Source organism: Promicromonospora xylanilytica, from assembly GCF_054782895.1.
The window spans coordinates 25,858-51,997 of record NZ_BAAGRP010000064.1 but is presented as its reverse complement, the minus strand read 5'-3'; the positions used below and the strand labels follow the sequence as shown (position 1 = coordinate 51,997).

Here is a 26,140-nt window from a genome sequence, read left to right as displayed (position 1 = left end):
GCGGCGGCCGCGCCGGCCGCCGCTGCACCAGCGGCTGCGGCCGGGCCTGCTGCGGGTGCGGGGCCGGCGGGGGCCTGGCTGGCGGGTGAGCCGGCGGGGGCCGGGCGGTTCGAGCCGGATGCTGCCGGGCGCCCGGGTGCGGCCGGAGCGGGGCTCGCGGAGGCCGGGCCGGCGGAAGCCGGGCCAGCGGAAGCCGGGCCAGCGGAAGCCGGGCCAGCGGAAGCCGGGCCAGCGGAAGCCGGGCCGGCGGAAGCCGGGCGCGGTGCCTGCTGCGCGGACGCGGACTTCTCTGCCGCCGACCGGTCCGGTCCAGGACCGTCGGTGGTCGGCTTCTCGGGCGCGGAGTTCGCCGGTGCCGGGCTCTGGGCCGCCGGCGTCGCGGAGGCCCCACCGGGCGCCGTCCCGGCGGGGGCAGCGGAGTCCGGCGCGGTGGCCGGGGTCGTCGAGGCAGTGGACGAGGAGCCCTCGGTCGCAGGGGCAGCAACTGCGCGACCGGCTGCCGCGGAACCCGCGGCGACGGCACCAGCGGCGGCGCCAGCCGCAGCGGCGCCAGCGGCACCGGGTGCTGCTGGGGCGTTGGACGCCTGTCCGGCGTCTGCCGTCCGCGCCTTGTCCGCGGCGGACGTGCCCGTTCCTGCCGGAGCAGGCAACGCGCTCTGGACCGGCTCGGCCGGGCGCTGGGCCGCCGACGAGGCTGCCTGCGGCGCGGCCGACCCAGCGGGACCCTGCTGCGCCGCGCTCGGAGCCGCGTCGCTGCTCGCGGCAGGGGCCTTCTTGGGCGGACGGTCGAACGCGAAGACGCGCGGTGTGTACCCGTTCCTCGGCGCCGCGGTCGACGTGGTCGACGGCGTCGCGAGCTTCTCCACGACGGTCTGCAGCACCTCTACCTGGTCGGGGCCCGCCGTATCCGGTGCGGTCGGACCGCTCGCGGGCCCTGGCTTGCTCGCAGGCTCGGGCTTGCTCGGGGCAGCCTCGACCGACGGCTCGGACTTGCTAGCAGGCTCGGACTTGCTAGCAGGCTCGGACTTGCTCGCAGGCTCAGGCTTGCTCGGGGCAGGCTTGACCGTCGGCTCAGGCTTGGCCGGCGGCTCCGGCCTGCTCGCCGCGGACGCCGGCGGGATGGAAGCGGGCGGTGCCGACGCGGGCGGTGCCGACGCGGGCGGTGCCGACGACTCGGGGGCGCGCGGGGCGCCGTCCGGCACCTGTGCGGCCGGGTCTGCGCTGCTGGGGGTGCTCTCGGCTGCCGCGGGCGCTGGGGCGGGCGGCACGACGGGCGGGCGCGGGGCCTGGGGGGCCTCGGACTGCTCCGAAGGGGTCACTGGCTGGGCCTTCTCTGGGGATCGGGGAGCCGGCTGAGCGGTCGGACGACCGGCCGGTACTGCGGACTGCGCTGCCCCGGGGTCCGTCGGCCGCAACGGGGGCTTTGCTGCCGGTCTCGGCACGCTGCCAGGGCGTGTCTGGGACAAGCGGGGAGGTGTCACCGGGGCAGATCGTGGCCCGGTGTTCTCGTCTGACGTCGGCTCGAGCGGTTCGTCACGCTCGGTCGGCTGACCCATCGGCACGCTCCGTGCAACTACCCGAGACGCGGGCTCTCCGCGTCCCCCAAGGGCGCACCTGACCTGCGGCGAATCCGCCGGACGCGGCCGCCCTGCCGGGCATCCTATCCAGCGAGAATCATGCCCAAGGCCGCGTAGTGGACGCCCCGAGGTGGAGGTTGTGTATCAATCCTTCACCCCATCCTGAACCACTCTGCGAAGAACCGCAGAGCTCAGGCAGCAGGCCGATCGCGGCGTGCCGGGACCTCTGCGAACCACGACGGCGGCAGGAACGCGACGACCGCCAGGACCGCCACGCCCACGTACGACCAGACGATGCCCAGCGTGCCCGCCGGGACCACGACGTCGCCACCGGAACCCGGCAGCGACAGCGCCTGCACCACGCCGACCCAGCCGACCCCGAACCCGAGCAGCGTGCCGTAGCCGGCCCAGGCCCGGGCGAGCACACCGGCAGCTGCCGTCAGGGCCAGCGCGAGGAGCAGACCGAGGTACCAGGACTCGTCCCCGAACCGGTGCACCACCGTTCCGAGACCGCCCATGACCACGCCGAGCAGCACCGCGAGCAGGGTGCGCACGATCGTACGTCCGAGGTGTCGTCCGCGTGAGTTCACCCAGCCATTGTCCAGCATTCACCTGGGAGGACCCTGCACATGTGCAACACTCCGGCGGGTGAATACCCTCCAGGCTCAGACGCAGCTCATCGTTCGACAGCGCATCCGTTTGATGGTCAACCAGTACGAGGTGCGCGGCGCGCAGCCGGACGGCTCCGAGGGCGAGCTCTTCGCCTTCGCCCAGCAGAAGCGCATGGCGTTCCGCGAGGAGGTCACGCTCTACTCCGACGACACCAAGCGCGAGCCCGTCCTCGGGTTCAAGGCCCGCCAGGTCATCGACCTCGGCGCCACCTACGACGTCGTCGACGCTGGTGGTACCCCGATCGGCTCGTTCCGCAAGGACTTCGCCAAGTCGCTGCTGCGCAGCACCTGGCACGTCGAGCAGCCCGGACTGGGCACGGCCACCGGGGCCGAGCGCAACATGACGGTCGCCATCCTCCGCCCACTGGTCGAGGCGGCCTGGCTGCCGTACCACTTCGACTTCCTGATCGACGGCCGGCCCGCCTTTTCCGTGGAGAAGAAGTGGGGTCTGCGCGACCGGTACATCGTGAACATTCAGGACCCCGGGCTCGACCGGCGCCTGGTGACCGCCATGGCGATCGGCCTGGACGCGCTCCAGGAGCGCTGACTCCCGGCTCCAGCCGGACCGCTCTATCCGATCTCCGCGACGAGGTAGGTCTCGACGGTGAGAATCGGGGCCAGCACATCGTTGGACAGCGCATACCACCCGGCGACCGCCCCCTCGGGGCGTGCGAGCCCGGTCGCGTGCTGCACCTGGGTGGCATGAGCCCGCAGCGCCCCGACCACGCTCCCGACCACGCCACCGGTGTGCATCCGGACAACCTGCCCGGAGCGGGTGATCGGTAGTTCGTCAGGAAGTCGGCAACTCGGGCTGCCGATCTCCTGACGTTCTGCCGACCGCACGGTCAAGCCGCGCCTCGCCAGCGGCGGCAGATGCTCCGGGGGCGCGAAGGTCAGACCCTCGGCCGCGGCCAGTGTGACCGCGTCCGGCATCGCGGCGAGCGTCGCCCGCGCCGCACGCAGCTCGTCGGCCGGGGCGACGGCCTGCCACAGCTCGGCACCGGCCCACGGCAGGCCCCTCCGTCCGACGACGGCGCCCGGCCCACCCGCACCTGCCGGCTCAGCCGCCCCACCCGGTGCGGCCTCCCCGCCCGGCGTGCCCGCGCCCGGCGACGCCCCGCCGGGCCGCCAGGCCGGGTCCGCCGCGAGCTCGAGAGCGCGGACCGCCACCTGGTGCGCACGCACGTGGTCCGGGTGCCCGTACCCGCCGCCGGGCTCGTAGGTGGCGACGACGGCGGGGCGCCGAGTACGGATCAGCACCGCGAGCCGGCCGGCGGGCTCGTCGAGCGGCACCCGGGCGAACGCCGTCGGCGGGGAGTCCGGTGCCGGGCCGGCGACACCCGGCGCCACCCAGGCCATCCCCGAGTCCTCGTACCGCACCTGACCCGACCCGCCGGATCGTGGGTCCGCCGGCGGGAGGGCGTCGAGGAACGCATGCTCGACCGTGTCGGCGACACCACCGCCCAGTGCGGTCAGGGCCCGGGCCAGCTCGGTCTCCCGGTGGGCGCCCAGCGCCGGCCCGTCGCCCTCGAGTCCGGCCAGCCCCTCCGACGTCGTACCGCGAAGGGCGAGGACCTCGCCCCGCTCCCCTCGCGTGCACGTCACGACGCAGGCAGGCAGCCCGGCCGCCGCGAAGGTGGCGAGCAGCCCCCCGGTGGCCAGCGACTCGTCATCGGGATGCGCGTGCACGGCCAGCACGCCACCCCCACAACCACTGAGTGCTGGATCTTCGCCCTCAGAACGACCGTTCATGGGCGAATATCCAGCACTCAGCGAAGGAAGTAGAGGGGGACGTCAGCTGCGCTTGGCGCGGGCGGCCGCGCGGGCGCGGTCGGTCGCGTTGAGCAGCACCTTGCGGATGCGGACCACCTCAGGGGTCACCTCGACGCACTCGTCCTCCTGAGCGAACTCCAGGGACTCCTCGAGGGTCAGCTTGCGCGGCGGGATCAGGTTCTCGAAGTTGTCGGCGCTGGCGGAGCGCATGTTCGTCAGCTTCTTCTCCTTGGTGATGTTGACGTCCATGTCCTCGTTCCGCGAGTTCTCGCCGACGATCATGCCCTCGTACACCTCCTGCGTGGGGTCCACGAAGAAGGAGCCGCGCTCCTGCAGGTTGATCATGGCGAACGGCGTGACCTTGCCGGCGCGGTCCGAGACGAGCGAGCCGGTCATCCGCGACTCGATCGGGCCGTGCCACGGCTCGTAGCCGTCACCGATCGACGCGGCGATGCCGGTGCCGCGCGTGTCCGTGAGGAACTGCGTGCGGAAGCCGATGAGGCCACGCGCCGGGACCATGAACTCCATGCGGACCCAGCCGGTGCCGTGGTTCGTCATGGTCTCCATGCGGCCCTTGCGCTGCGCGAGGAGCTGCGTGACGGCGCCCAGGTACTCCTCGGGCACGTCGATGGTCATGCGCTCCATGGGCTCGTGGACCTTGCCGTCGATCGTCTTGGTGACGACCTGCGGCTTGCCCACCGTGAGCTCGAAGCCCTCGCGGCGCATCTGCTCGACGAGGATCGCCAGGGCCAGCTCGCCACGGCCCTGGACCTCCCACGCGTCGGGGCGCTCGGTCGGGAGCACCTTGAGCGAGACGTTACCGATGAGCTCGGCGTCCAGGCGGTCCTTCACCTGGCGGGCGGTGACCTTGTGGCCCTTGCCGCCCTTGCCGGCCAGCGGCGCGGTGTTGATACCGATGGTCATCGAGATGGCGGGGTCGTCGACCGCGATGAGCGGCAGCGGGCGCGGGTCGTCGATGTCGGTGAGGGTCTCGCCGATCATGATGTCCGCGATACCGGCGACGGCGACGATCTCGCCGGGGCCCGCCTTGTCCGTCGGCACGCGGTCGAGCGCCTTGGTCTCCAGCAGCTCGGTGACCTTCACGGTCTGCAGCGAGCCGTCGTGCCGGGCCCACGCGACGTTCTGGCCCTTGACCAGGGTGCCGTTGTGGATGCGCAGCAGGGCGAGACGGCCGAGGAACGGCGACGCGTCGAGGTTGGTGACGTGCGCCTGCAGCGGCATGTCCTCCTCGTACGTCGGCGCGGGGGTCTTCTCGAGGATGGTCGCGAACAGCGGCTCGAGGTCCTCGCTGTCGGGCAGGCCGCCGTCGGCGGGCTGCTCCGTGGAGGCGCGGCCGGCCTTGGCCGACGCGTAGACGACGGGGACGTCGAGGATGGCGTCCAGGTCGAGGTCCTCCACCTCGTCCGACAGGTCGCTGGCCAGGCCGAGCAGCAGGTCGGTGGTCTCGGCGACGACCTCGGTGATGCGTGCGTCCGGGCGGTCCACCTTGTTCACGACGACGATGACCGGCAGCTTCGCGGCCAGGGCCTTGCGCAGCACGAAGCGCGTCTGGGGCAGCGGGCCCTCGGACGCGTCGACCAGCAGCACGACGCCGTCGACCATCGAGAGGCCGCGCTCGACCTCGCCACCGAAGTCGGCGTGACCGGGGGTGTCGATCACGTTGATCGTGATGCCGTCGGGCTCGCCGCTCGCCGCGGCTGCCGGGCCGGAGTACCGGATCGCGGTGTTCTTGGCGAGGATCGTGATGCCCTTCTCACGCTCCAGGTCGCCCGAGTCCATCACGCGGTCCTCGAGGTGCTGGCGGGCGCCGAAGGACCCGGACTGCCTGAGCATGGCGTCCACGAGCGTGGTCTTGCCGTGGTCGACGTGGGCCACGATCGCGACATTTCGCAGGTCGGAACGGGTCGCACGGACCGAGGTCGGCGCGGTTGCAGGCACGGTCACGGAGCACTCATTTCCAGAAGGGGAGTCAAGGTGCGCGGACGCTGATCCGAAAGGACCGGTCTCGCGGCAGCACTATCTTACCCGTGAATCGAAATCCTCAGGTGTCGGCCGTGTCACTGTTCCGAGAACACTCCCGCCGAGGTAGTCATCTGGCGAGGTAGTCGCGTGGCGAAGTAGTACTACTTCGCTACGCGACTACCTCGCCAGATGACTACCTCGGCGGGGGCAGTGCGGGCGTCAGCCGCCGATCTCCAGGCTCGCGCCAGGGATGGCCGCCAGGAGATCCCGCGTGTACTCCTGCTGCGGGTTGTCGAACACCTCGTCGGTGGTCGCGTGCTCCACGATGCTGCCGTCCTTCATCACGGCCACGAGGTCGGCGATCTGCCGGACCACCGCGAGGTCGTGCGTGATGAACAGGTAGGACAGCCCCAGCTCGGCCTGCAGGTCGTTGAGCAGCGTCAGGATCTGCGCCTGGACCAGCACGTCGAGCGCCGAGACGGCCTCGTCGAGCACGAGCACCTCCGGCTTGAGCGCCAGCGCACGCGCGATGGCGATGCGCTGCCGCTGACCGCCGGACAGCTCGTTCGGGAACCGGCGCATGGTGGCCTGCGGCAGCGACACCATGTCGAGCAGCTCGCGGACGCGCGCCTCGCGGGACTTGCGGTCGCCCACCCGGTGCAGTCGCAGCGGCTCCTCGATCGAGGAGAACACCGAGAACATGGGGTCCAGCGACCCGTACGGGTTCTGGAACACCGGCTGCACCCGGCGGCGCATGGCGAACGACTCCTTGCCCGACATCGTCGCCATGTCCTGCCCGTTGATGGTCACGGCGCCCGACGTCGGCTCCAGCAGTCCCAGCACCATGTTCGCCGCCGTGGACTTGCCCGAGCCGGACTCCCCCACCAGGGCGATCGTGCGACCCTTCGGCAACGTGAACGAGATGTTGTCCACCGCGGTGAAGTCCGTGTGCGTGCCCGGGCGCGCACCGCGGAGGCGGAACACCTTGGTCAGGTCCTTCGCCACGACGACGTCGGGCGCGGCGGTCGCCGTCTCGTCCGCGTGGGCGGCGAGCTGCTCCTCGGCCGTCGTGCCGCGCTCGTGCGCCGACTGGATGCGGCGCGAGGCCAGCGACGGCGCCGAGGCGACCAGCCGCTTCGTGTACTCGTGCTGCGGGTCCTGCAGGATCTGGCGCGCCGGGCCGGACTCCACGATCTTGCCCTTGTACATCACCACGAGGTGCTCGGCGCGCTCGGCGGCCAGGCCCAGGTCGTGCGTGATGAACAGGACGGCCGTGCCCAGCTCGCTGGTCAGACCCTCCAGGTGGTCCAGGATCTTCTTCTGGACCGTCACGTCGAGCGCCGACGTCGGCTCGTCCGCGATCAGCAGCTTGGGCCGCGAGGCCAGACCGATGGCGATGAGCGCGCGCTGGCGCATACCGCCGGAGAACTCGTGCGGGTACTGCTGGGCGCGCGTCGCGGCGTCCGGCAGGCCTGCCTCGCCGAGCAGCTCCGCGACGCGCGCCTTGCGCGCCACACGGTCGCCCTGGAAGCCGTTGGCCACCAGGGCCTCGTCGATCTGCGTGCCGACGCGCCACACGGGGTTCAGGTTCGACATCGGGTCCTGCGGTACGAGGCCGATCTCCCGGCCCCGCAGGTCCTCGGTCTGCCGGCGGCCCAGCCCGACGAGCTCACGCCCGCCGAACTTGATGGACCCGCCGGTGACCTTGCCGGTGCCCGGCAGCAGGTCGATGATCGCGTGCGCGGTGGTGGACTTGCCCGAACCGGACTCGCCCACGATCGCGACGGACTGCCCCGGGTAGACGTTGAGGTCCACGCCGCGGACGGCCTGCACCTCGCCCTGCCCCGTGGTGAAGGCGATCTGGAGGCCCTTGATCTCGAGCAGCGGGCTCGAAGCGTCCTGGGCGTCCCAGGGCTCCGGCTCTTGCTCGACGGCGTCGTTCAGGGAGACGGTGGTGCTCATCGCTTCCTCGCCTTCGGGTCCAGGGCGTCCCGGACCACGTCACCCAGGAGGATGAAGCTCAGCACGGTGAAGCCGAGCGCCGCCGCCGGGTAGAACATGATCTCGGGGTTCGAGCGGATCGCCCGGCGCCCGCTCGACAGGTCGCCGCCCCACGAGACCGTGGACGGGTCCAGGCCGATGCCGAGGAACGTCAGGGTGGCCTCGGCCACGATGAACGTACCGAGGGCCACCGTGGCGTACACGATGATCGGCGCGGCGGCGTTGGGCAGCGCGTGCCGCACCATGATGGCGAACCGGCCCATGCCGAGAGCCTTGGCCGCGGTGACGAACTCGTTGTTCTTCACGCTGAGCACCGAACCGCGGGCGATGCGGGCGATCGAGGTCCACCCGAAGGCGGCCAGCACGACCGCAACCGTGAGGGCCGTACGGTCCTGGGCGAGGCTCAGGATCACGATGGCGGCCAGCACGAACGGCACGGCGAAGAAGATGTCGGTGATCCGCGACAGGATGGTGTCGATCCACCCGCCGTAGTAGCCGGCGATCGCCCCGACGGCAGTCCCGAGGATCACCACGAACGTGGTGGTCAGGATGCCCACGAGCACCGATGCCTTGGCGCCGTACAGGGTCCGGGCGAAGACGTCGCACCCGTTCTGGTTGGTGCCGAACACGTGCTCGGGGGACGGCGAGGCGAACGCGTTGGCCAGGTCGCAGCCCGCGCGCGGCAGCTGTGACGTGAACAGGCCAGGAACGATGGCCACGATGACGACCACGACGATCATGACGGCGGAGATCCAGAACATCGGGCGGCGACGCATCTCGTGCCAGGCGTCGCGCCACATGCTCGACGGCGCCTCGCTCGTGTCCACCGAGTCGACGACCTGGAGCTGGACGGCGTCGGGCGCCGCGACGAAGTGCTCCTGGCCCGGACGGGGCGTTGGTCGGGTGTTGTCAGGCATAGCGAATCCTCGGGTCCAGGACGGCGTACAGCAGGTCCACGAGCAGGTTGGCCACGATGTAGACGATCACGAGCACCGTGGACAGTGCGACGACCGTGGTGTTCTCACCGCGCTGGATCGACTCGAAGAGGGTGCCGCCCACGCCGTTGATGTTGAAGATGCCCTCGGTGACGATCGAACCGGCCATGAGGTTACCCAGGTCGACACCGATGAACGTGACCACGGGAATGAGCGAGTTGCGCAGCACGTGCCGCCGCGTCACCACGGCGCGGGACAGGCCCTTGGCCCGCGCGGTGCGCACGAAGTCGGCGGTGATGTTCTCGACGACCGACGTGCGGGTCAGGCGCAGCACGTAGGCGAACGAGGTGGTCGCCAGCACGATCGCGGGCAGCAGCAGGCTGTAGAAGTCCGGATCTCGGCCGGCGGTGACGGGCAGCCAGTCGAGCTGGACACCCACCACGATCTGCAGCAGCAGGCCGGTGACGAACGTGGGGACCGAGATGAGCAGCAGGCTCCACACCAGCACGACGGAGTCGAAGAGCTTGCCCTTGCGCATGCCGGCCCACAGGCCGAAGGCCACACCGAGCACTGCCTCGATCACGATGGCCATCATGGCCAGCTGGAAGGTCACGGGCAGCGCGTTGGCGATGGTCTCCGACACCGGCCGGCCCGTGAAGTCGTTCCCCATGTCGAACGTGAGGACGCCCTTGAGGAAGTAGAAGTACTGCATGATGAACGGTTCGTTGAGGTGGAACTGTTCGCGGATCTGGGCCTGCACGGCCTCGGGCAGGCCCCGTTCACCGCCTAGTGCCGCGACGGGGTCACCTGGTCGCAAGAACACCAGCGCGTAGAGCAGCAGCGTGGCGCCGAGGAACACGGGGATCACCTGCATCAGTCGGCGTCCGATGTACCAGAGCATCGTTGAATCTCCTTGGTAAGTTTCCGCCGCCCATTATCCCGGAACATCTTGGGAGCCAGGACAGCGGCACAGGGGGAGGCGGAGCGTGCAGTGTTGCACGCCCCGCCTCTCACCTGGGGTAATGGGCTACGCCCGGGATCCGGGCGTTATCACCATCACTCCGACTTGGTCACCTGGGTCAGGATCGGGTCGCTGTCCCAGCCGAACGCCACGTTGTCGACGGCCTCCGAGTAGCCACCGGTGGAGTTCTGGTACCAGAGCGGGATGCCCGGCAGGTCCTCGAGGAGGATGGTCTGGGCCTCCTTGTACAGCTCGGTGGCCTCTTCCGGGGTCTCCGCGCCGGCCGCCTCGGCCAGCTTGGCGTCGAACTCCTCGTCGGAGTAGCCCATGTCGTTCGAGCCGGCACCGGTGCCGTAGATCGGTCCGAGGAAGTTACCCATGGACGGGTAGTCCGCCTGCCAGCCACCACGGAACATGCCCGTCGCCGGGATCGCGTTGTTGTCACGCGCGTCGAGGAACTCGTCGAACACCGGGTACTGGTCGAACTCGCACTCGATGCCGAGCACGTCGCGGATGCCGTTGCAGGTCGGGTCGATCCACGACTGGTGGTCGCTGTCCGCGTTGGACGAGATGTAGAACGGCTCGTCACCCCACGGCTCGATCTCCTCGGCCTCGTCCCAGAGCTTCTTGGCCTCCTCCGGGTTGTACTGCAGCACCTCGTTGCCCTCGAGGTCCTCGGTCCAGCCGTTGATCACCGGCGAGGTGTAGTCGGTGGCCGGCGTACGAGCACCGTGGTAGACGGTCTCCGTGATGGCCTCACGGTCGATGGCCATCGAGATCGCCTGGCGGCGCTTCAGGCCCGCCTCACCGGAGAACTTGTCGTTGTACTCCGGGACGTTGATGACCTGGATCACCGCGGCGGGCTGGTTCACCGCGCGGTCGCCCAGCTCCTCCTCGAACGTGGCGAAGGCCGACGACGGGACGTTGGTGACGATGTCGAGGTCACCCGCGAGCAGGTCGTTGTACGCGGCGTCCTCCTCCGTGTACGCGAGGAGGTCGATGCCGCCGTTCTGGACGGTGGCACCACCCTGGTAGGACTCGTTGGGGCGCAGCTCGAGGACCGAGTCGTGCTCCCAGTTCGCCAGCGTGTACGGGCCGTTGCCGACCGGGTTCTCACCGAAGGCCTCCGGGTCCTCGTTGAAGGACTCGGGCACCGGGAAGAACGCCGCGTAGCCGAGGCTCACCGGGAAGTCGGCCTCGGGCTGCGAGAGGGTCACGGTGAACTCGGTGTCGCTGACGACCTCGAGACCCGACAGCGTCTCGGCCTTCGGCTTCGCGCCTTCCTTGGGCGTGCCGTCCGCCTTGAGCTGGTCCTCGGCGAACTGCACGTCCTCGAACCCCTCGATCGGGGTGAAGAAGTAGCTCAGGTTCTGCCCGTTGGGGCCGTAGGCGCCGTAGTTCCAGCCGTCGACGAAGCTCTGCGCCGTCACCGGGGTGCCGTCGGTGAACTCCCAGCCCTCGTTGAGGGTGATGTTCCAGACCTTGTTGTCCTCGGACTCGATCGAGGCAGCGACCTCGTTCGCGATGCCACCGTCCTCTTCGTAGCGCACGAGTCCGGCGAAGATGTTCCGGACGACGAGGCCGCCGTAGACCTCGTTGGTCATCGTCGGGATCAGCGGGTTCTGCGGCTCGCCGCTACCGACGGTCACGATGCCGGCGCTCTCGCCGGAACCCTCGCCCTCGTCGCTGCCGCCGCCGCCACCACAAGCCGAGAGCACCAGAGCCGTGGCGAGCGTAAATGCTCCCACTCCCATGAGTCGCTTTCGAGGTGTCACGTGTCCTCCTGGTTCGTTGTGCCCACTCCGTCCGACGGAGTTGTCCTCCGGAGCGATGCGGGCGCATCTTTGCGCCCAGTGATAACAGACCTAACGTAGTCGCTCCACCCAGATGCCGATGACCACCGTAAGGGAAACTCCACCGAGTTGTGACCATCTCGGTATGTGGGAGTAACACCAGGTAACAGTTCTGACCAGGTGGTTCTCACACCCGTAACAATCACGCGGAGAGGGCGTTCACCAGGAAATTCACCCGTTGCCCCGGTCCACCACCTGCCCGTCGTGCAGCTCGACCACGCGGTCCGCACGAGCCATCAGCTCCGGGTCGTGCGTCGACACGACGGCGGCCACACCACGCTCGTGCGCCACCCGCGCCAGCAGCTCCATCACCACGGCGGCCGTCCCCGAGTCGAGCTGTCCGGTGGGCTCGTCGGCGAGCAGCACCTCGGGGTCCGCGACGAGGGCCCTGGCGATGCCGACGCGCTGCTGCTGCCCGCCCGAGAGCTCGTAGGGGCGCTGCTTCGCATGGCCCGACAGCCCGACCGCGTCCAGCGCCGCCGCCACCCGCTCCGCCCGCTCGGCCGGCGGGGTGCGCCGCAGCCGCAGCGGCACCTCGACGTTCTCCGCCGCGGACAGCACCGGCACCAGCCCGAACGACTGGAACACGTAGCCGATCCGTTCTCGCCGGGCCGCGAGGACCTCCTTCTCCCCCAGCGCGGTCAGCTCGGCGTCGCCGAGCCAGACGCTGCCCGACGTCGGGCGGTCCAGGCCACCCAGCAGGTTCAGCAGCGTGGTCTTGCCGGAGCCGGACGGGCCACGCACCACGAGCAGCTCGCCCGCCGCGACCCGCAGCTCGGCGTCGGTCAGCGCGCGCACCTCGCCGGCGCCGGTGCCGAACACGCGGGTGAGGCGCTGGGCGCGCAGCGCGGTGCGCGAGGCCGTCGCAGTCATCGGTCCTCCTCGGTGGGGGTCTCGGCGGGTGTCTCGGCAGGAGTCTCGGCCGGAACCTCGGTGGTTCCGGCCGGCCGGCCGGACTCCGCCGTCTGACCCGGTGTCGCCGACCAGACGCCCACGTGGTCCGGCTCGAGGGCGAGACGCACGCGGTCGCGCAGGTCGAGCGCGTGCACGAAGTCCTGCGGCAGCTGCAGGCGGCCCACCCGGTCGAGCACCGCGAACTCCTCGGCGACGTGCCGCTCGGCGCCGTGCTCGTCGAGCTCCGTGCGCCGCAGCGTCTCCGTCGAGGTGCGGCCGTCACGGATCTGGACGGTGCGCGCCACGTGCTCGGAGACCGTCGGGTCGTGCGTGACGATCAGGGTGGTCACGCCCGTCTCCCGGTTCACGCCGCGCAGAGCCTCCAGCACCTCGACGGAGGTGGCCTCGTCGAGCTCGCCGGTGGGCTCGTCCGCCAGCAGCACGCGCGGGCTGTTGGCCACGGCGACGGCGATCGCCGTCCGCTGCTGCTCGCCGCCCGACATCTCGCCCGGCCGCCGCCCGGCCACATGACCCACCTCCAGCAGCTCGAGCAGGTCCTCGACGCGGCGCTGCCGCTCCCGCCGGGGCAGCGTGTTCGCCAGCTCCAGCGGGAGCCGGACGTTCTCGCTCGCCGTCAGGTACGGGAGCAGGTTGCGCGAGGTCTGCTGCCACACGAAGCCCACGGTGGAGCGCTGGTAACGCACCCGCTCGGCGTGCCCCATGGTCAGCAGGTCGGTGCCTGCCACCACGGCGGACCCGCCCGTGGGCGTGTCCAGGCCGGAGAGGATGGTCAGCAGCGTGGACTTCCCCGAACCGGACGCGCCGACGACGGCGACGATCTCCCCCGGGTCGACGCTCAGCGTGAGGCCCTGCAGCGCCTGCACCTCCACGCCGTCCGTGGCGAAGATCCGGACGAGGTCCCCGCACCGGATCTCGCCGCCGTCGGTCACCGGCCGGGCGGGCGCCTGCGCGCCGCCGTCCGTCAGCTCGATGGTCGTGCTCATCGGGTCTCCTCTCGAACGCCGGTGCGCGCCGCCGTCTTGTCAGTCATTGCTGCCCATCCGGAGCTGAGCGGCTACCTCGCCGCGCCTGCTCAGCGCCGCGGCGACGCCCACGGCGGCCAGCACCACCACGACGAAGCCGGCGGCGGCCGCGCCGAGCAGCAGCGGGTCGTACGCCGGGTCGGGCTCGGTGAGACCCCCGGTCAGGGCGGTCACGTCCACGGCGGCCAGCACGAGCGACGGCACGGCCACGCCCAGCACGGCGCCCATCGCGAGCGCCACCACCGCCCACGGCCCGATCTCCCAGCCGACCAGGCCGCGTCCCTGGCGCGCCGACAGGCCGAGCGTCTGCAGCACGGCGAGCAGCCGTGCGCGGGCGGGCGCCGCCAGCATGAGCGTCATCACCACCGCCGCCGCGCAGAGCAGACCCGCGAGGAGCACGGCCAGCACGAAGGCGATCACGAGCCCGCCCGAGACGGGGGCCGCGAGCAGCGCGTCCGCCTCCTGGTCGGGGTCCTCCACCAAGGACGAGGGCAGCAGGTTCGAGATCTCGGTGGTGACCGCCGCGCGGTCGGCGTCGTCCGCCAGGCCGACGAGCGCGAGGCGCGCGTAGCTGCTGTCCCCCGTGCTCGCGGTGAGCCGTTCCGTGTCCGCCAGGACGAGCGAGCGGCCGGCGGGCAGGCCGGGCAGGTCGTCGACCACGTCGACCACGCTGACCGGGACGCTGCCCTCCTGGGTCGTGAGCGTGATCCCCGTGCTACCCGGCCCGACCCCGGGTCCGGCGGCCGCCGCGGTGAGGATCACGGGCAGGGCGCCGTCCGCCCCGCCGGAGCCGGTCTCACGGGTCAGGTCGCCGAGCGTCTCGGGCGCGCCGGACACGTCCCGCTGCACGACCGCGAGCGCCGCGGCGTCGACCGTGTACACCTCGGTGCGCGGGGAGGCCGCCGTGCCGTCGAGGACGCCGTCACCGACGTCGCCGACCGGGGTGATCGCCTCGACCTCGTCGAGGGCTGCGACCCGCTCGGCCGCCGGCTCGTCGATGATCGGGCCGGAGACGCGCACGTCGGCACCGGTGGCCCGCCAGGCCTCACGGACCACGCCGCCGGAGACCGTCGAGTACAGCACGGCCGACGTCGCCGCGACGGCCACGGCCAGCACGAGTGCCACCGCCGGCACGGGTCCGCCCGCCGGGTCACGGGTGGCGCGTGCCGCGCCGAGGAACGGGACCAGGTCACGCCGGGGCGCGAGCGTCCGTTCGAGCGCGAGCGCGAGCCACGGGTAGGCCCGCACGGCGAGCAGGGTGAGGGCGAGCGAGACCAGCAGGGGTGCGGCGGCGACGAGCGGGTCGACGCCGGAGCCGGCCCCCGAGCCCGCCACGACCCCGCGCGAGAGCAGCAGCCAGGTCGCGAGCGCCGCGCCGGCGACGACCAGCACCTCGAGCACCCACCGGACGCGGCTGCGCGAGCGGGGTGCGAGGTCGGCCCGGGTGGTCCGCAGTCCCGCGGGTGAGGTGGCGAGCGCCAGGGCGGTCGCCGGGGCGAGGCCCGCCGCGAGGGCGAGCGCCACCTGGCTCACGGTGACCGGCGCGTCCAGACCGAGGCCGGTGGAGAGGGCGAGGCCCGCGGCGAACCCGGCCACCGCCGATCCGAGGCCGACCACGAGGCCTTCGCCGCCCATGAGCAGGCGGAGCTGCGTCCCGGAGGCCCCACGGGCGCGGAGCAGGGCGAGCGCGGGCCGCCGTCGGTCGACGACGAACCGTGCGCCGAGGGCGAGCACCGCGATCGTGGCGCCGAGGGGTCCGACGGCGAGCACGGCGACGATCGCGTCGACGCCCGTCCGCTGCGCGAGCAGGCGTTCCAGGATCTCGCTGAGGCGGGTGTCGGGGCGCAGCTCGACCGGGACCTGGTCGTCAGGGCCTGCCGGGACGCGGAACGTCTGGGCCGGCTGGCCGTTGGCCTGGGCGAGGAGGAGCGGCACGTCGGCGGCGGTCACCCCGTCGGTGTCCACGGGGTACCAGACCCTTGTCTTGGCGAAGCCGAGGGTGATCGGCGTCATCATCGCGGGGCTGACGTAGACGGAGGCCGTGGCCAGGAGGCCGCGGTTCGGGTCGGTGATCACCGAGGCCCTGGCCGCCTGGGCGTGGTGCAGCCAGTAGTCGGTGTCCGGGTCGCCTGCCTCGAAGATCCCGGTCACGACCAGGTCCGGGTACCGCTCGGCCAGGGAGATGATGCCCGAGCCGCCGAGGTTGTCGTAGCGGCCGCCGAGCTCCCAGCCGTACGTCTCGGCGACGGCGCGCGAGACGGCCACCTCGAACGCCGGGGGGCGTCCTGCAGGCTGTGCAGCGGTCGCCTCCGGCCAGCGCCCCTCCAGGAGCTCGCCGTGCTCCGCCAGGTCGGTGGCCGACCGGAGGAAGACCTTGGCCTCGGACAGCTCCGAGCTGGGCACCGGGTCGGTGTACGCGGGGTCCGCCGAGGTCACGTGGAAGTGGGGGGCGCCCATCACGGAGCGCAGCGGGTCGGGCGTCTCGGTGCGGACGGTGTCGAGGTTCGCGTGGAACGGCGCCCAGTCGGGCTCCGGCGGCACACCCTCCGCGACGACGCCGGGCTCGTAGTACATGCCGCCGATCGGCTCCCCCGGGATCGCCCCGGCCACCGAGATCACGTCACGGGCCGGCCCGGAGGCGGCCGCCGTCTCGTAGGTCACCTGGTCGGCGTGCATCGTCGCGATGGCACGTGGTGCGGTCGACAGGACGCCCGCCGCGAGGAAGGCGACCACCCCGAGCGTCGCCGTGACGCCCCAGGACGTGCGCAGCTGCCGCCGCGCGAGCAGCCCGAGCCCGGACAGCGAACCCATCAGCGGACCTCCTCGCGGTAGGTGGTGTCGCGGGCCTGCGCCGCCACGCGCCCACCCACCCCGATCGCGACCAGGACGAGCCCTGCCACGGCGGCGGCCAGCACCAGGCCGGTCCCCGTGGTCGCCAGGACGAACCGGGCGGGTGGCGCGGCGGCGACGCCGGCGAGCGTCGCGGCGGCGAGCCCGCCGGCGGTGAACCGGGCGACGGCCCAGCCCGCGACGGCACCCACGGCGAGCGCCGCCACGCCGACCGCGATCAGCTCGGCGGACCGGGCCCTGGCCTGCGCCGCCGGGCCGAGTCCCACGGCCCGCAGCACGATGACCTCGCCACGCCGCTCGCGCAGGGTCGCCACGGCGACGGCGAGCACGCCCGCCAGCGCCAGCAGCGCCGCCCCGGCGGCTGCCAGCCAGAACGAGACCCGGACCGGGGCCGCCGGGTCGGTCGAGCCGTCGTGGGGGGTGCTGACGGCCGGCCGCTCGCGGCTGCTCGCGCCCGCGGCCTCCGCCGCGGCGCTCACGTCCTGGGCGAGCCGGGTCACGGCGCCGTGCGGAGCCGCGGCACCGGGCGGGCCTGCCGCCAGCCAGACCTCGCTCGTCAGCACCGGGTCGCTCACCTCGCGGACGAGCGTCGCGGCGAGCGCTCCACGGTCCAGCAGGGCCGCGTACGGTTCGAGCGCCCCGGGGACGGTGCCCGTCGACCCGACGGCCACCACCGGTAGGCGCGTGCCGCCAAGGGTCAGCTCGAGGGTGTCGTCCGTGGTGATGCCCAGGTCGTTGAACAGGGAGGATGACGCCACCATCGGGATCGGCCCGGTGTCGGGCGTGGTCAGGAGCCGCAGCTTGCTTGGCCCGCCCGCCTCGTCGCCGAGCGGGATGGTGAGATCGACCTGTTCGGGCGCCGTCCCCGCGCCCACCGTCAGGCCGGAGCCGTCGAGCCTCTCGGAGGGCGTCCACCGGGCACCGTCGACGGGCTCCCCGTCCGCCGTGAGCCCGTCCACGGACACCGTCGCCTCCGCCGTGATCCAACCGGGCACCGTGGCCACGTCCAGGGCGGCGACCCGCCACGTCTGTCCCTCCGGAGGCGGCGGCACCGCGCCGGACAGCTCCAGGGTCGCCAGGTCGGCGCCCAGCGTGCCACCGGTGCCGTCGCCCTCGGTGCCGTCGCCCTCGGTCAGCTGCCCGAGCTGGACCGTGGCGAGACTCCCGTCCGGGGTCGCGAGCACGAGCGACACGTCGATCCGGTGCCCGGCGGCTTCCGGCAGCGGCGTCGTGCCGGCCCCCTGGCTGATGCGGCCGCTCATGGTGAGGCCGACGTCGCGGACGCCGTCCGGCAGCGTGGGCGCCGCGGCGAACGCGTCGCTCGCCAGGTCGCCGGCCACGCGCCCGACGTCGAGCACCTCCGCCGGTGCACGCATCACCGCCGGGATCGCTGCCGCGGGCATCGCCAGCATCGTGATGGGGCGGCCGTCGGAGTACACGGTGGCCGACAGCACGGGAGCCGCGGCGGCCGCGTGCGCCCCGGCGCCGTCGCCGCCCCGCAGGTACGGCGCCGGGTCGAGACGGCCCGACTCGGGCGCCGTGACCCGCACGTCGGCGCCGCCCGCGAGCACGTCGACGTCGGCCCGCAGCCGTTCGGCGGTGCCGGCGTAGCCGCCGGCGAGCGTCGCGGCGCCACCGGCGAGCACGAGCAGCACCACGGGCACGACGTAGACCACGAGCCGCCGGGCCACCTGCCGTGCCGCCAGCGGACCGACGACGCCGCGCGACCGGCCGGCGAGCCCTGCCCACAGGCGAGTGGCCGGGCCGAGCAACGCCATCGCCGCCACCGCGAGAGCCGCGAGGGCCAGCGCGGGCGCCATTGCCGCCGTCGGATCGGTGCGCACGCCGTCCGGCGTGGTCAGCAGCGGCGAACCGTAGCGCAGCAGCTGGGTCACGCTGACCGCGGCGGCCGCCACCGTGAGCACCACCGTGCCGAGGGCCGCCACCTGGCGCACCCGCCCCGACCGGTCCGTCACCTGCCGGCGCGCCGCCGCCCGCGCCTGCAGCGCCGCGACGAGCACGAGGGTCGCCGCGGCCACCGCCGCGACCGCCAGGGCCACCGTCACCGGCGTCATGGCGGGAACCGCCGCGCCGGCGTCCGCGCTGGTCACCAGCCGCAGCGCCGCCCACGCCCCTGCACCACCCGCCGCGGCCGCGGTGAGCGCCAGCAGCAGCCCCTCGACGAGCGCGGCCGCCGCCACCGTGCCGGGCGCGGCCCCGCGCGAGACGAGGAGCGCGACCTCCGCCTCGCGAGTGGCCGCCAGGAGGCGCGCCACCTGCACCAGCGCGACGAGGCCGACGAGCGCCAGGAGGCAGAGCGGTACCAGCGCCACGGCGTCCGCTGCGCGCAGCGCGGCGTCGAGGGCTGCGGCCGTCGCACCGAGCGTGCCCGTGAGGGTCAGCCCGCGGGGCGCCACGGAGTCGTCCTCGCCCAGGCCACGCTCGACCTCGGCGGTGAGCGCCGCGAGCGCGGGCAGATGCACAGGCGCGAGTGCGGTGCGGTCGGGTACGACCGTCCAGCGGGCGAAGGGGTCGGTGTCCAGGCCCGCGACGACGTCCTGGCTCACGACCACCGGGCCGTGGTGCCCGCCGTCGGCCCCGGAGAGCACGGAGGGTTCGCCGAGCCACACGGCGTCGTCCGGGTCGGTGACCCGCCAGGTCGCCGCGACGGCGACCGGCGTGCCCGTGCCGGCCGGGTCGTCGGGATCGACGCCCAGGCGGATCGTGTCGCCGACCGCCAGTCCGGCGGCCGCCGCGGCGTCCGCCTGTACCGCCGCCTCGCCGGCACCGGCGGGCCAGGACCCGTCGACGAGCGTGACGCCGGACGCGCCCTCCCCTGCCAGGGCCTGGGCCCGCGACGGGGCGGGAAGGAGGGCCACGGACCAGCGGCCCAGGTCCTCGCCGTCGCTGCCGCTCGTGTACTGCGGCTCGGTCCGCACGCCGTAGGCGACCCGGTGCGGCACGCCGTCGAGCAGGCGGGCGAGCTCCCGCTGGACCTGGGCGTCCTGGGCCTCGGCCCCGCCGTCGTCCGCGAGGCGGGTGGCGAGCTGCAGGGCCCGGCCCGACGGCTCGGCGGCCGCGAGCCCGTCACGTGCCTCCGCGGTGGCTGCGGCCTGCGTCCAGCCGACGGTCACGCCGAGCGCGCCGGTCAGCACCGCGACCAGCAGCCACACGAGCGCGAGCAGCCCGCGGTGCGCCGTCGACCGGCGGGCAAGGAGGGCGGCTCTGCTCACGGGGCCAAACTAGCCGTGCCCCGTGCCGCTGACGACAAAAGAGGGAACGCCCCGGGCAACGATCCGATCACGCCGAGGTAGTCATCTGGCGAGGTAGTCAAACAGCGAGGTAGTCACCCGCGCGAGCCGGGTGACTACCTCGCCAGATGACTACCTCGGCGGGGTCAGCGCCTGGAGCCCGGGACGTACGGGCGCTCCGTGGCGCCCGTGTAGACCTGACGCGGGCGGCCGATCTTGGTCTGCGGGTCCTTGATCATCTCGCGCCACTGGGCGATCCAGCCGGGCATCCGGCCCAGTGCGAACAGCGGCGTGAACATGGCCGGCTCGAAGCCCATGGCCTTGTAGATGAGGCCCGTGTAGAAGTCGACGTTCGGGTAGAGCTTGCGCTCCACGAAGTAGTCGTCCGAGAGGGCGATCTCCTCGAGACCACGCGCGATGTCGAGCAGCTCGTCCTTGGCGCCGAGCTTGTCGAGCACCTCGTCGGCCGACTTCTTCACGATCGCGGCGCGCGGGTCGTAGGACTTGTACACGCGGTGGCCGAAGCCCATCAGGCGTACGCCGTCCTGCTTGTTCTTGACCTTTTCCATAAAGGTCTCGACGGTCTCGCCGCCCGAACGGATCTTCTCGAGCATCGACAGCACCGCCTCGTTGGCCCCGCCGTGCGCGGGACCCGACAGGGCGTTCACGCCCGCGGCGACCGAGGCGTACAGGGTCGCGTTGGAGGAGCCGACGACGCGCACCGTGGACGTGGAGCAGTTCTGCTCGTGGTCCGCGTGGAGCACGAGCAGCTTCTCGAGGGCGTCCACGATCATCGGGTCGGCCTCGTACGCCTCGTACGGCGTCGCGAACGTCATGCGGAGGAAGTCCTCGACGTACCCGCGCGAGTAGTCCGGGTACAGCAGCGGCTCGCCGACCCGGCGCCGGTGCAGGTACGACGTGATGGTGCGCGTCTTGGCGAGCAGCAGCACGGTGGCCAGGTCCACCTGGTCGTCGTCCGCCGGGTCGAGGGACTCCGGGTAGAACGTGGAGAGCGCGTTCACCGCGGACGCCAGCACCGCCATCGGGTGCGCGTTCCGGGGGAAGGTACCCATGAACGTGCGGAAGTCCTCGTGCACCAGCGTGTGGCGGTTGACCCGCTCGGTGAACGCGTCGAGCTCCGCGGGCGTCGGCAGCTCACCGTAGATGAGGAGGTAGGACACCTCGAGGAAGCCGGATCCCGCGGCGAGCTGGTCGATCGGGTACCCGCGGTAGCGCAGGATGCCGGCGTCGCCGTCGATGTACGTGATCGCCGACTCGCACGACGCCGTGTTCATGAAGCCCGGATCGACCGTGACCAGGCCGGTGTCCTTGAGCAGCGACGACACGACGATGCCGTCGTTGCCCTCGCTCGCGGCAACGACAGGCAGGGTGTGAGAGGTTCCGTTGACGGCGAGCTCGACGCGGCTCGAGCCGTCCACCGGTGTGGAGGTCATGTGTTCCTTCCTGGATGGCGCACGAGGGACGCTGCTGAAGAAAGGCTGTCGGGCAGCGTCGACCTGGGGCACGACAGTATCGCGCCCTGCTCTTTTTTTTCCAATCCGTCGGTCAAGCCTCTGTGAGGCGTGACACAGCGTCGGCAATCTGCGTGTCAGTGGCGGTCAGCGCCACCCGCGTGTGCGTGTCGTCGCCGTACAGGTGCCCTGGCGCGGTCAGCACGCCGCGGCGGGCGAACCACTCGGCGACCTCCTGCCCGGAGCGGCCGTCCCCGGCCGCCACCCAGAGGTACAGACCGGCACCGGACTCGTCGACGGTGAGCCCAGCGGCCGCGATCGCGGCGGCGAGCGCCCGGCGCCGGGCTCCGTAGACCGCCCGCTGGGCGGCGACGTGCTCGTCGTCGGACAGCGCGGCGGTCATCGCCGCCTGCACCGGCGCGGGCACGATGAGGCCGAGGTGCTTGCGGATCTGCGTGAGCTCCGCGATCACCGCGGCGTCGCCCGCGAGGAACGCAGCGCGGTAGCCGGCGATGCTGGACTGCTTCGACAGGGAGTACGCCGCCAGCAGCCCGGCGTGGGAACCGTCACACACGCGCGGGTCGAGGACGGACGGGACCCCGCCGTCTGCCCAGGGCGCCTCCCAGGCCAGCTCGGCGTAGCACTCGTCGGAGACCACGACGGCACCGATGTCGCGGGCGGCCGCGACCACGGCGCGCAGCGCCGCGACGTCCAGCACCCGGCCCGTCGGGTTGCCGGGCGAGTTGACCCACACCATGCGCACGTCGTCCCGGCCCGCCCAGTCCGCGACGTCGTCCGCCGCGAGCGGCGTGGCGCCGGCCGCGCGGATCCCCGCCACGTACGTCGGGTACGCGACGGCGGGGTGCACCACGACGTCCCCCGGGCCGAGGTGCAGCAGCGAGGGCAGCAGGCCGACCAGCTCCTTGGAGCCGATCGTCGGCACCACCGCGGCGGGATCGAGGCCGGGCACCCCGCGGCGTCGGGCGAACCATCCCGCCACGGCCTCGCGCAGCGCGGGCGTACCCGCCGTCAGCGGGTAGCCCGGCGCGTTCGACGCCGCTTCGAGCGCGTGCCGCACGACCTCCGGCGTCGGGTCAACGGGTGTACCCATGGAGAGGTCCACCAGGCCGCCCGGATGGGCCCTCGCCGTCGCCGAGAGGTCGGCGATCGAGTCCCAGGGGTACGGAAGGTCCGAAAGGTCGTGCAGCCCCATGCCGGCGGGCCGTCAGGCCTGGGGCGGAAGGGCCGCGATCATCGGGGCGTCCTTCTCGATGACGCCCATCTTCGCCGCGCCGCCGGGCGAGCCCAGGTCGTCGAAGAACTCGACGTTCGCGCGGTAGTAGTCCTTCCACTCGTCGGGGACGTCGTCCTCGTAGTAGATGGCCTCGACCGGGCAGACCGGCTCGCACGCACCGCAGTCGACGCACTCGTCCGGGTGGATGTAGAGGGAGCGGCTGCCCTCGTAGATGCAGTCCACGGGACACTCCTCGATGCACGCCTTGTCCTTGAGGTCGACGCACGGCTGAGCGATCACGTAGGTCACTTCGAGGGTGTCCTTCCACTTCAGGCCTGAGGATGATGCACGATGCGGTCCGCGGGACGGGCCCTGCGGCGCGATCCTAGTATCTCCCGGAAGACCGGCAGATCCCCACCGGTCTCACGCAGCGGAAGGAGAATCGACGTGACGTTCGCTACACCGCCGGTCCCGGCGGGCGGCTGGCGCGCCCTCCGACCCGGTACCCGGGTGATGGTGCGGCGCCGGCTCGCACCCGCCGGCCCCGTCGTGTCGGAGGGCGGCACCGCGTTCCGCTGGACGGATCTGATCGGCTTCGTCGTGGAGGTCTCCGACGCCGGGCTGCGGCTGCGCACCGATCCGGCGCCCGGCCGCGGCGAACCGCGGGAGGTCTCCGTGCCGGCCGCCGAGATCGAGACCGCCAAGCCGATCCCCCCGAGGCCCGTCAGGCGTTCTGGTCCACCCAGATGACACCTGTCGGGCACATGCTCACTGCCTCCTGCACCGCGAAGTCGTGCTCCGGGCCGGGTCGCTCGTCGAGCAGGACGACCCGGTCGTCGTCGTCCTGCCCGAACACGTCGGGAGCGAGCAGGGCGCACTGGCCGGCGCCGCAGCAGGCGTCACGGTCCACGTTGATCTTCATGGGGCCACTCTCCCTACCCGAGGGGCAGTTCTCCTAATCGAGCCACGGACGGTCGAGCCACGACCGGTCAGGCGTTGGCCACCAGGCCCAGCTCCGCGACGCTCGCCAGGTGCGCGTGCCTCGGCACGATCCGGACGGTGTAGCCGAACGGTCCGGACGTGTCCAGGTCGACCTCCCCGCCGAACGCGTGGCGCCCCGCCTCGTAGGACTCGGTGAGCGCGAGCGGCTCGGCGGCGAACTCCTCGATGACGTCGGCCTCCGTGACCCGGCCGTGCACCACCTGCACGTCCACGTCGTCGGGCGACAGGGAGCCGAGCGAGACGTAGGCCCGGACCGTGAGCCGGTCGCCGACCTGGACCGCCTCGCCGATCCCCGCCGACTCCACGTGGTCGACGCGCACCTGGGGCCAGGAACCGCGCACGTGCGCCTTCCAGCCCGCCAGGTCCTTCGCCGCGGCGAACCCGTCGGCCGTGAGCAGCCGGCCGGCCTCGGCCGCCGGCGCGTACAGCCCGTGCACGTACTCGGAGACCATCCGGGTGGCCTGGACCTTCGGTCCGAGCGTGGCGAGCGTGTGCCGCACCATCTCGAGCCACCGGCCGGGCACGCCGTCGGCGGACCGGTCGTAGAACGCCGGTGCCACCTGCGACTCGACCAGGTCGTACAGCGCGGCGGCCTCGAGGTCGTCCCTGCGGTCGGCGTCCTCGACGCCGTCGGCGGTCGGGATGCCCCAGCCGTTCTCGCCGTCGTACCACTCGGCCCACCAGCCGTCCTCGATCGAGAGGTTCAGGCCGCCGTTGAGCGCGCTCTTCATCCCGGACGTCCCGGACGCCTCCAGGGGACGCAGCGGGTTGTTCAGCCAGACGTCGCAGCCCGGGTACAGCGACTGCGCCATACCGATGTCGTAGTTCGGCAGGAACACGATGCGGTGGCGCACCTCCGCGTCGTCGGCGAACCGGACCAGCTGTTGGATGAGCCGCTTGCCGGAGTCGTCCGCCGGGTGCGACTTGCCCGCCACGATCAGCTGCACCGGCCGCTCGGGGTGGAGCAGGAGCGCCCTGAGGCGGTCCTGGTCGCGCAGCATGAGCGTGAGCCGCTTGTACGTGGGCACCCGCCGGGCGAACCCGATGGTGAGGACGTCGGGCGACAGGACGTCGTCGATCCAGCCGAGCTCGGCCGGGGACGCACCGCGCTCGCGCCAGGACTTGCGCACGCGGCGCCGCGCCTCGGCCACGAGCTCGCCGCGCATCTCGCCGCGCAGGGCCCAGAGCTCGGCGTCGGACACCTTGGTCGCGTCCAGCCAGCCCGACGACGCGTCCGGCGCCGTGATCTGGTCCAGCCCCATGCGCTCCGCCTCGACGGCGGCCAGCCGCGGCGCCACCCAGGTGGGCGAGTGCACGCCGTTGGTGACCGAGCTGATCGGCACCTCACGCGCGTCGAACCCTGGCCACAGCCCCTCGAACATCTCCCGCGACACCTGGCCGTGCAGCAGCGAGACGCCGTTCGCCCGGCCGCCGAGCCGCAGGCCCATCACCGCCATGTTGAACACGGTGGGGTCGCCGCCGTCGTAGTCCTCGGAGCCGAGTGCCAGCACGCTCTCCAGCGGCACGCCCTCCATCGCGTTGTCGCCACCGAAGTAGGCGCTGACCAGATCCTTCGGGAACCGGTCGATGCCGGCGGGGACGGGCGTGTGGGTGGTGAAGACCGTGGCGGCGCGCACCGCCTCGTGCGCCTCGCCGACGCTCAGGCCCGAACCGACGAGCTCGCGGATGCGCTCCACGCCGAGGAAGCCCGCGTGGCCCTCGTTGGTGTGGTAGACCTCCGGCTCCGGCGCGCCGGTGAGGCGGGACCAGGCACGCAGCGCCCGTACGCCGCCGACGCCGAGCAGCAGCTCCTGCTGCAGGCGGTGCTCACCGCCGCCTCCGTAGAGGCGGTCGGTCACCTTGCGGGCGTTCTCGTCGTTCTCCGGCACGTTCGAGTCGAGCAGCAGCAGGGGCACCCGGCCCACGGCCGCCACCCAGACGTGCGCGTGCAGCGTGCGGCCGCCGGGCAGGTCGAGCGAGACGACGGCGGGCGTGCCGTCCTCCTCGCGCAGGACCGCGAGCGGCAGACCGTCCGGGTCCAGCAGCGGGTACGTCTCCACCTGCCAGGCGTCGCGGGTGAGCGACTGCCGGAAGTAGCCGGCGCCGTAGAGCAGCCCGACGCCCACGATGGGCACGCCCATGTCGGAGGCGCTCTTCAGGTGGTCGCCGGCGAGGATGCCGAGTCCGCCCGAGTACTGCGGCAGCACCGACGTGATGCCGAACTCCGGCGAGAAGTAGGCGATCGCGCGCGGCAGCTCGCTCCCCGACTCCGTCGTGCGGCCCTGGTACCACTGCGGATCCCGCAGGTAGTGGTGCAGGTCGTCCGAGAGGGCGCGGACGCGGCCCGTGAACTCGTCGGAGGCGGCGAGCGCCGCGAGGCGGTCCGAGCCGAGGGCCGCGAGGAGCGCGACGGGGTCGCCGCGGACGTCGGACCAGAGCTCGGGGTCGATGCTCGCGAACAGCTCGCGCGTCGGCGCGTGCCAGGACCAGCGAAGGTTCTGGGCCAGCTCGTCGAGCGCGGCGAGCTGCTCGGGGAGGACCGTGCGGACGGTGAATCTGCGGATCGCTCTCACTGGAGGAAGACTACGCACATGTCCTGGCGAGCACACCTGTTGCCAAGGGTTTCACCGGCCGGTCCGC

The 26,140-nt window shown here is 72.5% G+C and carries 18 protein-coding genes and 1 pseudogene; 3 read left to right on the top strand and 16 right to left on the bottom strand.

The genetic code is table 11. The features are described from left to right. Positions 1–1,356 (top strand): annotated as a pseudogene (locus ACYVK7_RS18885) (hypothetical protein); the annotation flags it as partial. A 412-nt stretch (positions 1,357–1,768) separates the two neighbouring features. On the opposite strand, the gene ACYVK7_RS18880 reads toward ACYVK7_RS18885, so the two are convergent. Beyond that, on the bottom strand, positions 1,769–2,167 hold the full coding sequence (locus ACYVK7_RS18880; RefSeq protein ID WP_460889255.1) for a hypothetical protein: 399 nt from the start codon (positions 2,165–2,167) through the stop codon (positions 1,769–1,771). 58 nt (positions 2,168–2,225) lie between these two features. Here ACYVK7_RS18880 and ACYVK7_RS18875 point away from each other — a divergent pair, with 58 nt between their 5' ends. After that, positions 2,226–2,795: an LURP-one-related/scramblase family protein gene (locus ACYVK7_RS18875; RefSeq protein ID WP_460889254.1), complete on the top strand. Its 570-nt coding sequence runs from the start codon at positions 2,226–2,228 to the stop codon at positions 2,793–2,795. Between the two features lie 23 nt (positions 2,796–2,818). On the opposite strand, the gene ACYVK7_RS18870 is transcribed toward ACYVK7_RS18875, so the two are convergent. From ACYVK7_RS18870 to fdxA, 13 genes are all read right to left on the bottom strand, one after another. Further along, positions 2,819–3,946, bottom strand: coding sequence for a PIG-L family deacetylase (locus tag ACYVK7_RS18870; RefSeq protein WP_460889253.1), 1,128 nt, complete (start codon positions 3,944–3,946; stop codon positions 2,819–2,821). 96 nt (positions 3,947–4,042) lie between these two features. After that, the gene (gene typA, locus ACYVK7_RS18865; protein ID WP_460889252.1) at positions 4,043–5,986 is read right to left on the bottom strand and encodes a translational GTPase TypA; all 1,944 of its coding nucleotides are present in this window, start codon (positions 5,984–5,986) and stop codon (positions 4,043–4,045) included. Positions 5,987–6,223: 237 nt separating this feature from the next. Further along, positions 6,224–7,966: a dipeptide ABC transporter ATP-binding protein gene (locus ACYVK7_RS18860; RefSeq protein WP_460889251.1), complete on the bottom strand. Its 1,743-nt coding sequence runs from the start codon at positions 7,964–7,966 to the stop codon at positions 6,224–6,226. Beyond that, on the bottom strand, positions 7,963–8,922 hold the full coding sequence (locus ACYVK7_RS18855) for an ABC transporter permease (RefSeq protein WP_460889250.1): 960 nt from the start codon (positions 8,920–8,922) through the stop codon (positions 7,963–7,965). The genes ACYVK7_RS18860 and ACYVK7_RS18855 overlap by 4 nt, the downstream gene beginning before the upstream one ends. Further along, on the bottom strand, positions 8,915–9,841 hold the full coding sequence (locus tag ACYVK7_RS18850; protein WP_460889249.1) for an ABC transporter permease: 927 nt from the start codon (positions 9,839–9,841) through the stop codon (positions 8,915–8,917). Before ACYVK7_RS18850 ends, ACYVK7_RS18855 begins: the two co-directional genes overlap by 8 nt. 155 nt (positions 9,842–9,996) lie before the next feature. Beyond that, the gene (locus tag ACYVK7_RS18845; protein ID WP_460889248.1) at positions 9,997–11,676 is read right to left on the bottom strand and encodes a peptide ABC transporter substrate-binding protein; all 1,680 of its coding nucleotides are present in this window, start codon (positions 11,674–11,676) and stop codon (positions 9,997–9,999) included. Between the two features lie 249 nt (positions 11,677–11,925). After that, positions 11,926–12,627, bottom strand: coding sequence for an ABC transporter ATP-binding protein (locus ACYVK7_RS18840; protein WP_460889247.1), 702 nt, complete (start codon positions 12,625–12,627; stop codon positions 11,926–11,928). Continuing rightward, complete coding sequence (locus ACYVK7_RS18835) at positions 12,624–13,652, bottom strand: ABC transporter ATP-binding protein (protein ID WP_460889246.1); 1,029 nt, start codon at positions 13,650–13,652, stop codon at positions 12,624–12,626. Before ACYVK7_RS18835 ends, ACYVK7_RS18840 begins: the two co-directional genes overlap by 4 nt. 39 nt (positions 13,653–13,691) lie before the next feature. Continuing rightward, positions 13,692–16,502 carry an FtsX-like permease family protein gene (locus ACYVK7_RS18830; RefSeq protein ID WP_460889245.1) on the bottom strand — a complete coding sequence of 937 codons (2,811 nt, stop codon included), beginning with the start codon at positions 16,500–16,502 and terminating at the stop codon, positions 13,692–13,694. Continuing rightward, a complete protein-coding gene (locus ACYVK7_RS18825; RefSeq protein WP_460889244.1) occupies positions 16,502–19,774 on the bottom strand; it encodes an FtsX-like permease family protein in 3,273 nt (1,090 codons plus the stop codon). The genes ACYVK7_RS18830 and ACYVK7_RS18825 overlap by 1 nt, the downstream gene beginning before the upstream one ends. Before the next feature lie 164 nt (positions 19,775–19,938). Beyond that, positions 19,939–21,246 (bottom strand): citrate synthase, encoded by a 1,308-nt coding sequence (locus tag ACYVK7_RS18820; protein WP_460889243.1) that lies wholly within the window; start codon positions 21,244–21,246, stop codon positions 19,939–19,941. 112 nt (positions 21,247–21,358) lie between these two features. Continuing rightward, a complete protein-coding gene (dapC, locus tag ACYVK7_RS18815) occupies positions 21,359–22,477 on the bottom strand; it encodes a succinyldiaminopimelate transaminase (protein WP_460889242.1) in 1,119 nt (372 codons plus the stop codon). A gap of 12 nt (positions 22,478–22,489) precedes the next feature. After that, entirely contained in the window at positions 22,490–22,807 is a 318-nt protein-coding gene (gene fdxA / locus ACYVK7_RS18810) for a ferredoxin (protein WP_460889241.1), read from the bottom strand. 138 nt (positions 22,808–22,945) lie between these two features. Between fdxA and ACYVK7_RS18805 the strand changes: the two genes are divergently transcribed. After that, entirely contained in the window at positions 22,946–23,248 is a 303-nt protein-coding gene (locus ACYVK7_RS18805) for a DUF6725 family protein (protein WP_460889240.1), read from the top strand. On the opposite strand, the gene ACYVK7_RS18800 is transcribed toward ACYVK7_RS18805, so the two are convergent. Together ACYVK7_RS18800 and glgP are read right to left on the bottom strand one after the other, a co-directional pair. Next, positions 23,223–23,420 (bottom strand): ferredoxin, encoded by a 198-nt coding sequence (locus tag ACYVK7_RS18800; protein WP_460889239.1) that lies wholly within the window; start codon positions 23,418–23,420, stop codon positions 23,223–23,225. The two genes, ACYVK7_RS18805 and ACYVK7_RS18800, sit on opposite strands and share 26 nt — an antisense overlap. A 67-nt stretch (positions 23,421–23,487) precedes the next feature. Further along, complete coding sequence (gene glgP, locus ACYVK7_RS18795; protein WP_460889238.1) at positions 23,488–26,073, bottom strand: alpha-glucan family phosphorylase; 2,586 nt, start codon at positions 26,071–26,073, stop codon at positions 23,488–23,490. Positions 26,074–26,140 lie beyond the last annotated feature (67 nt).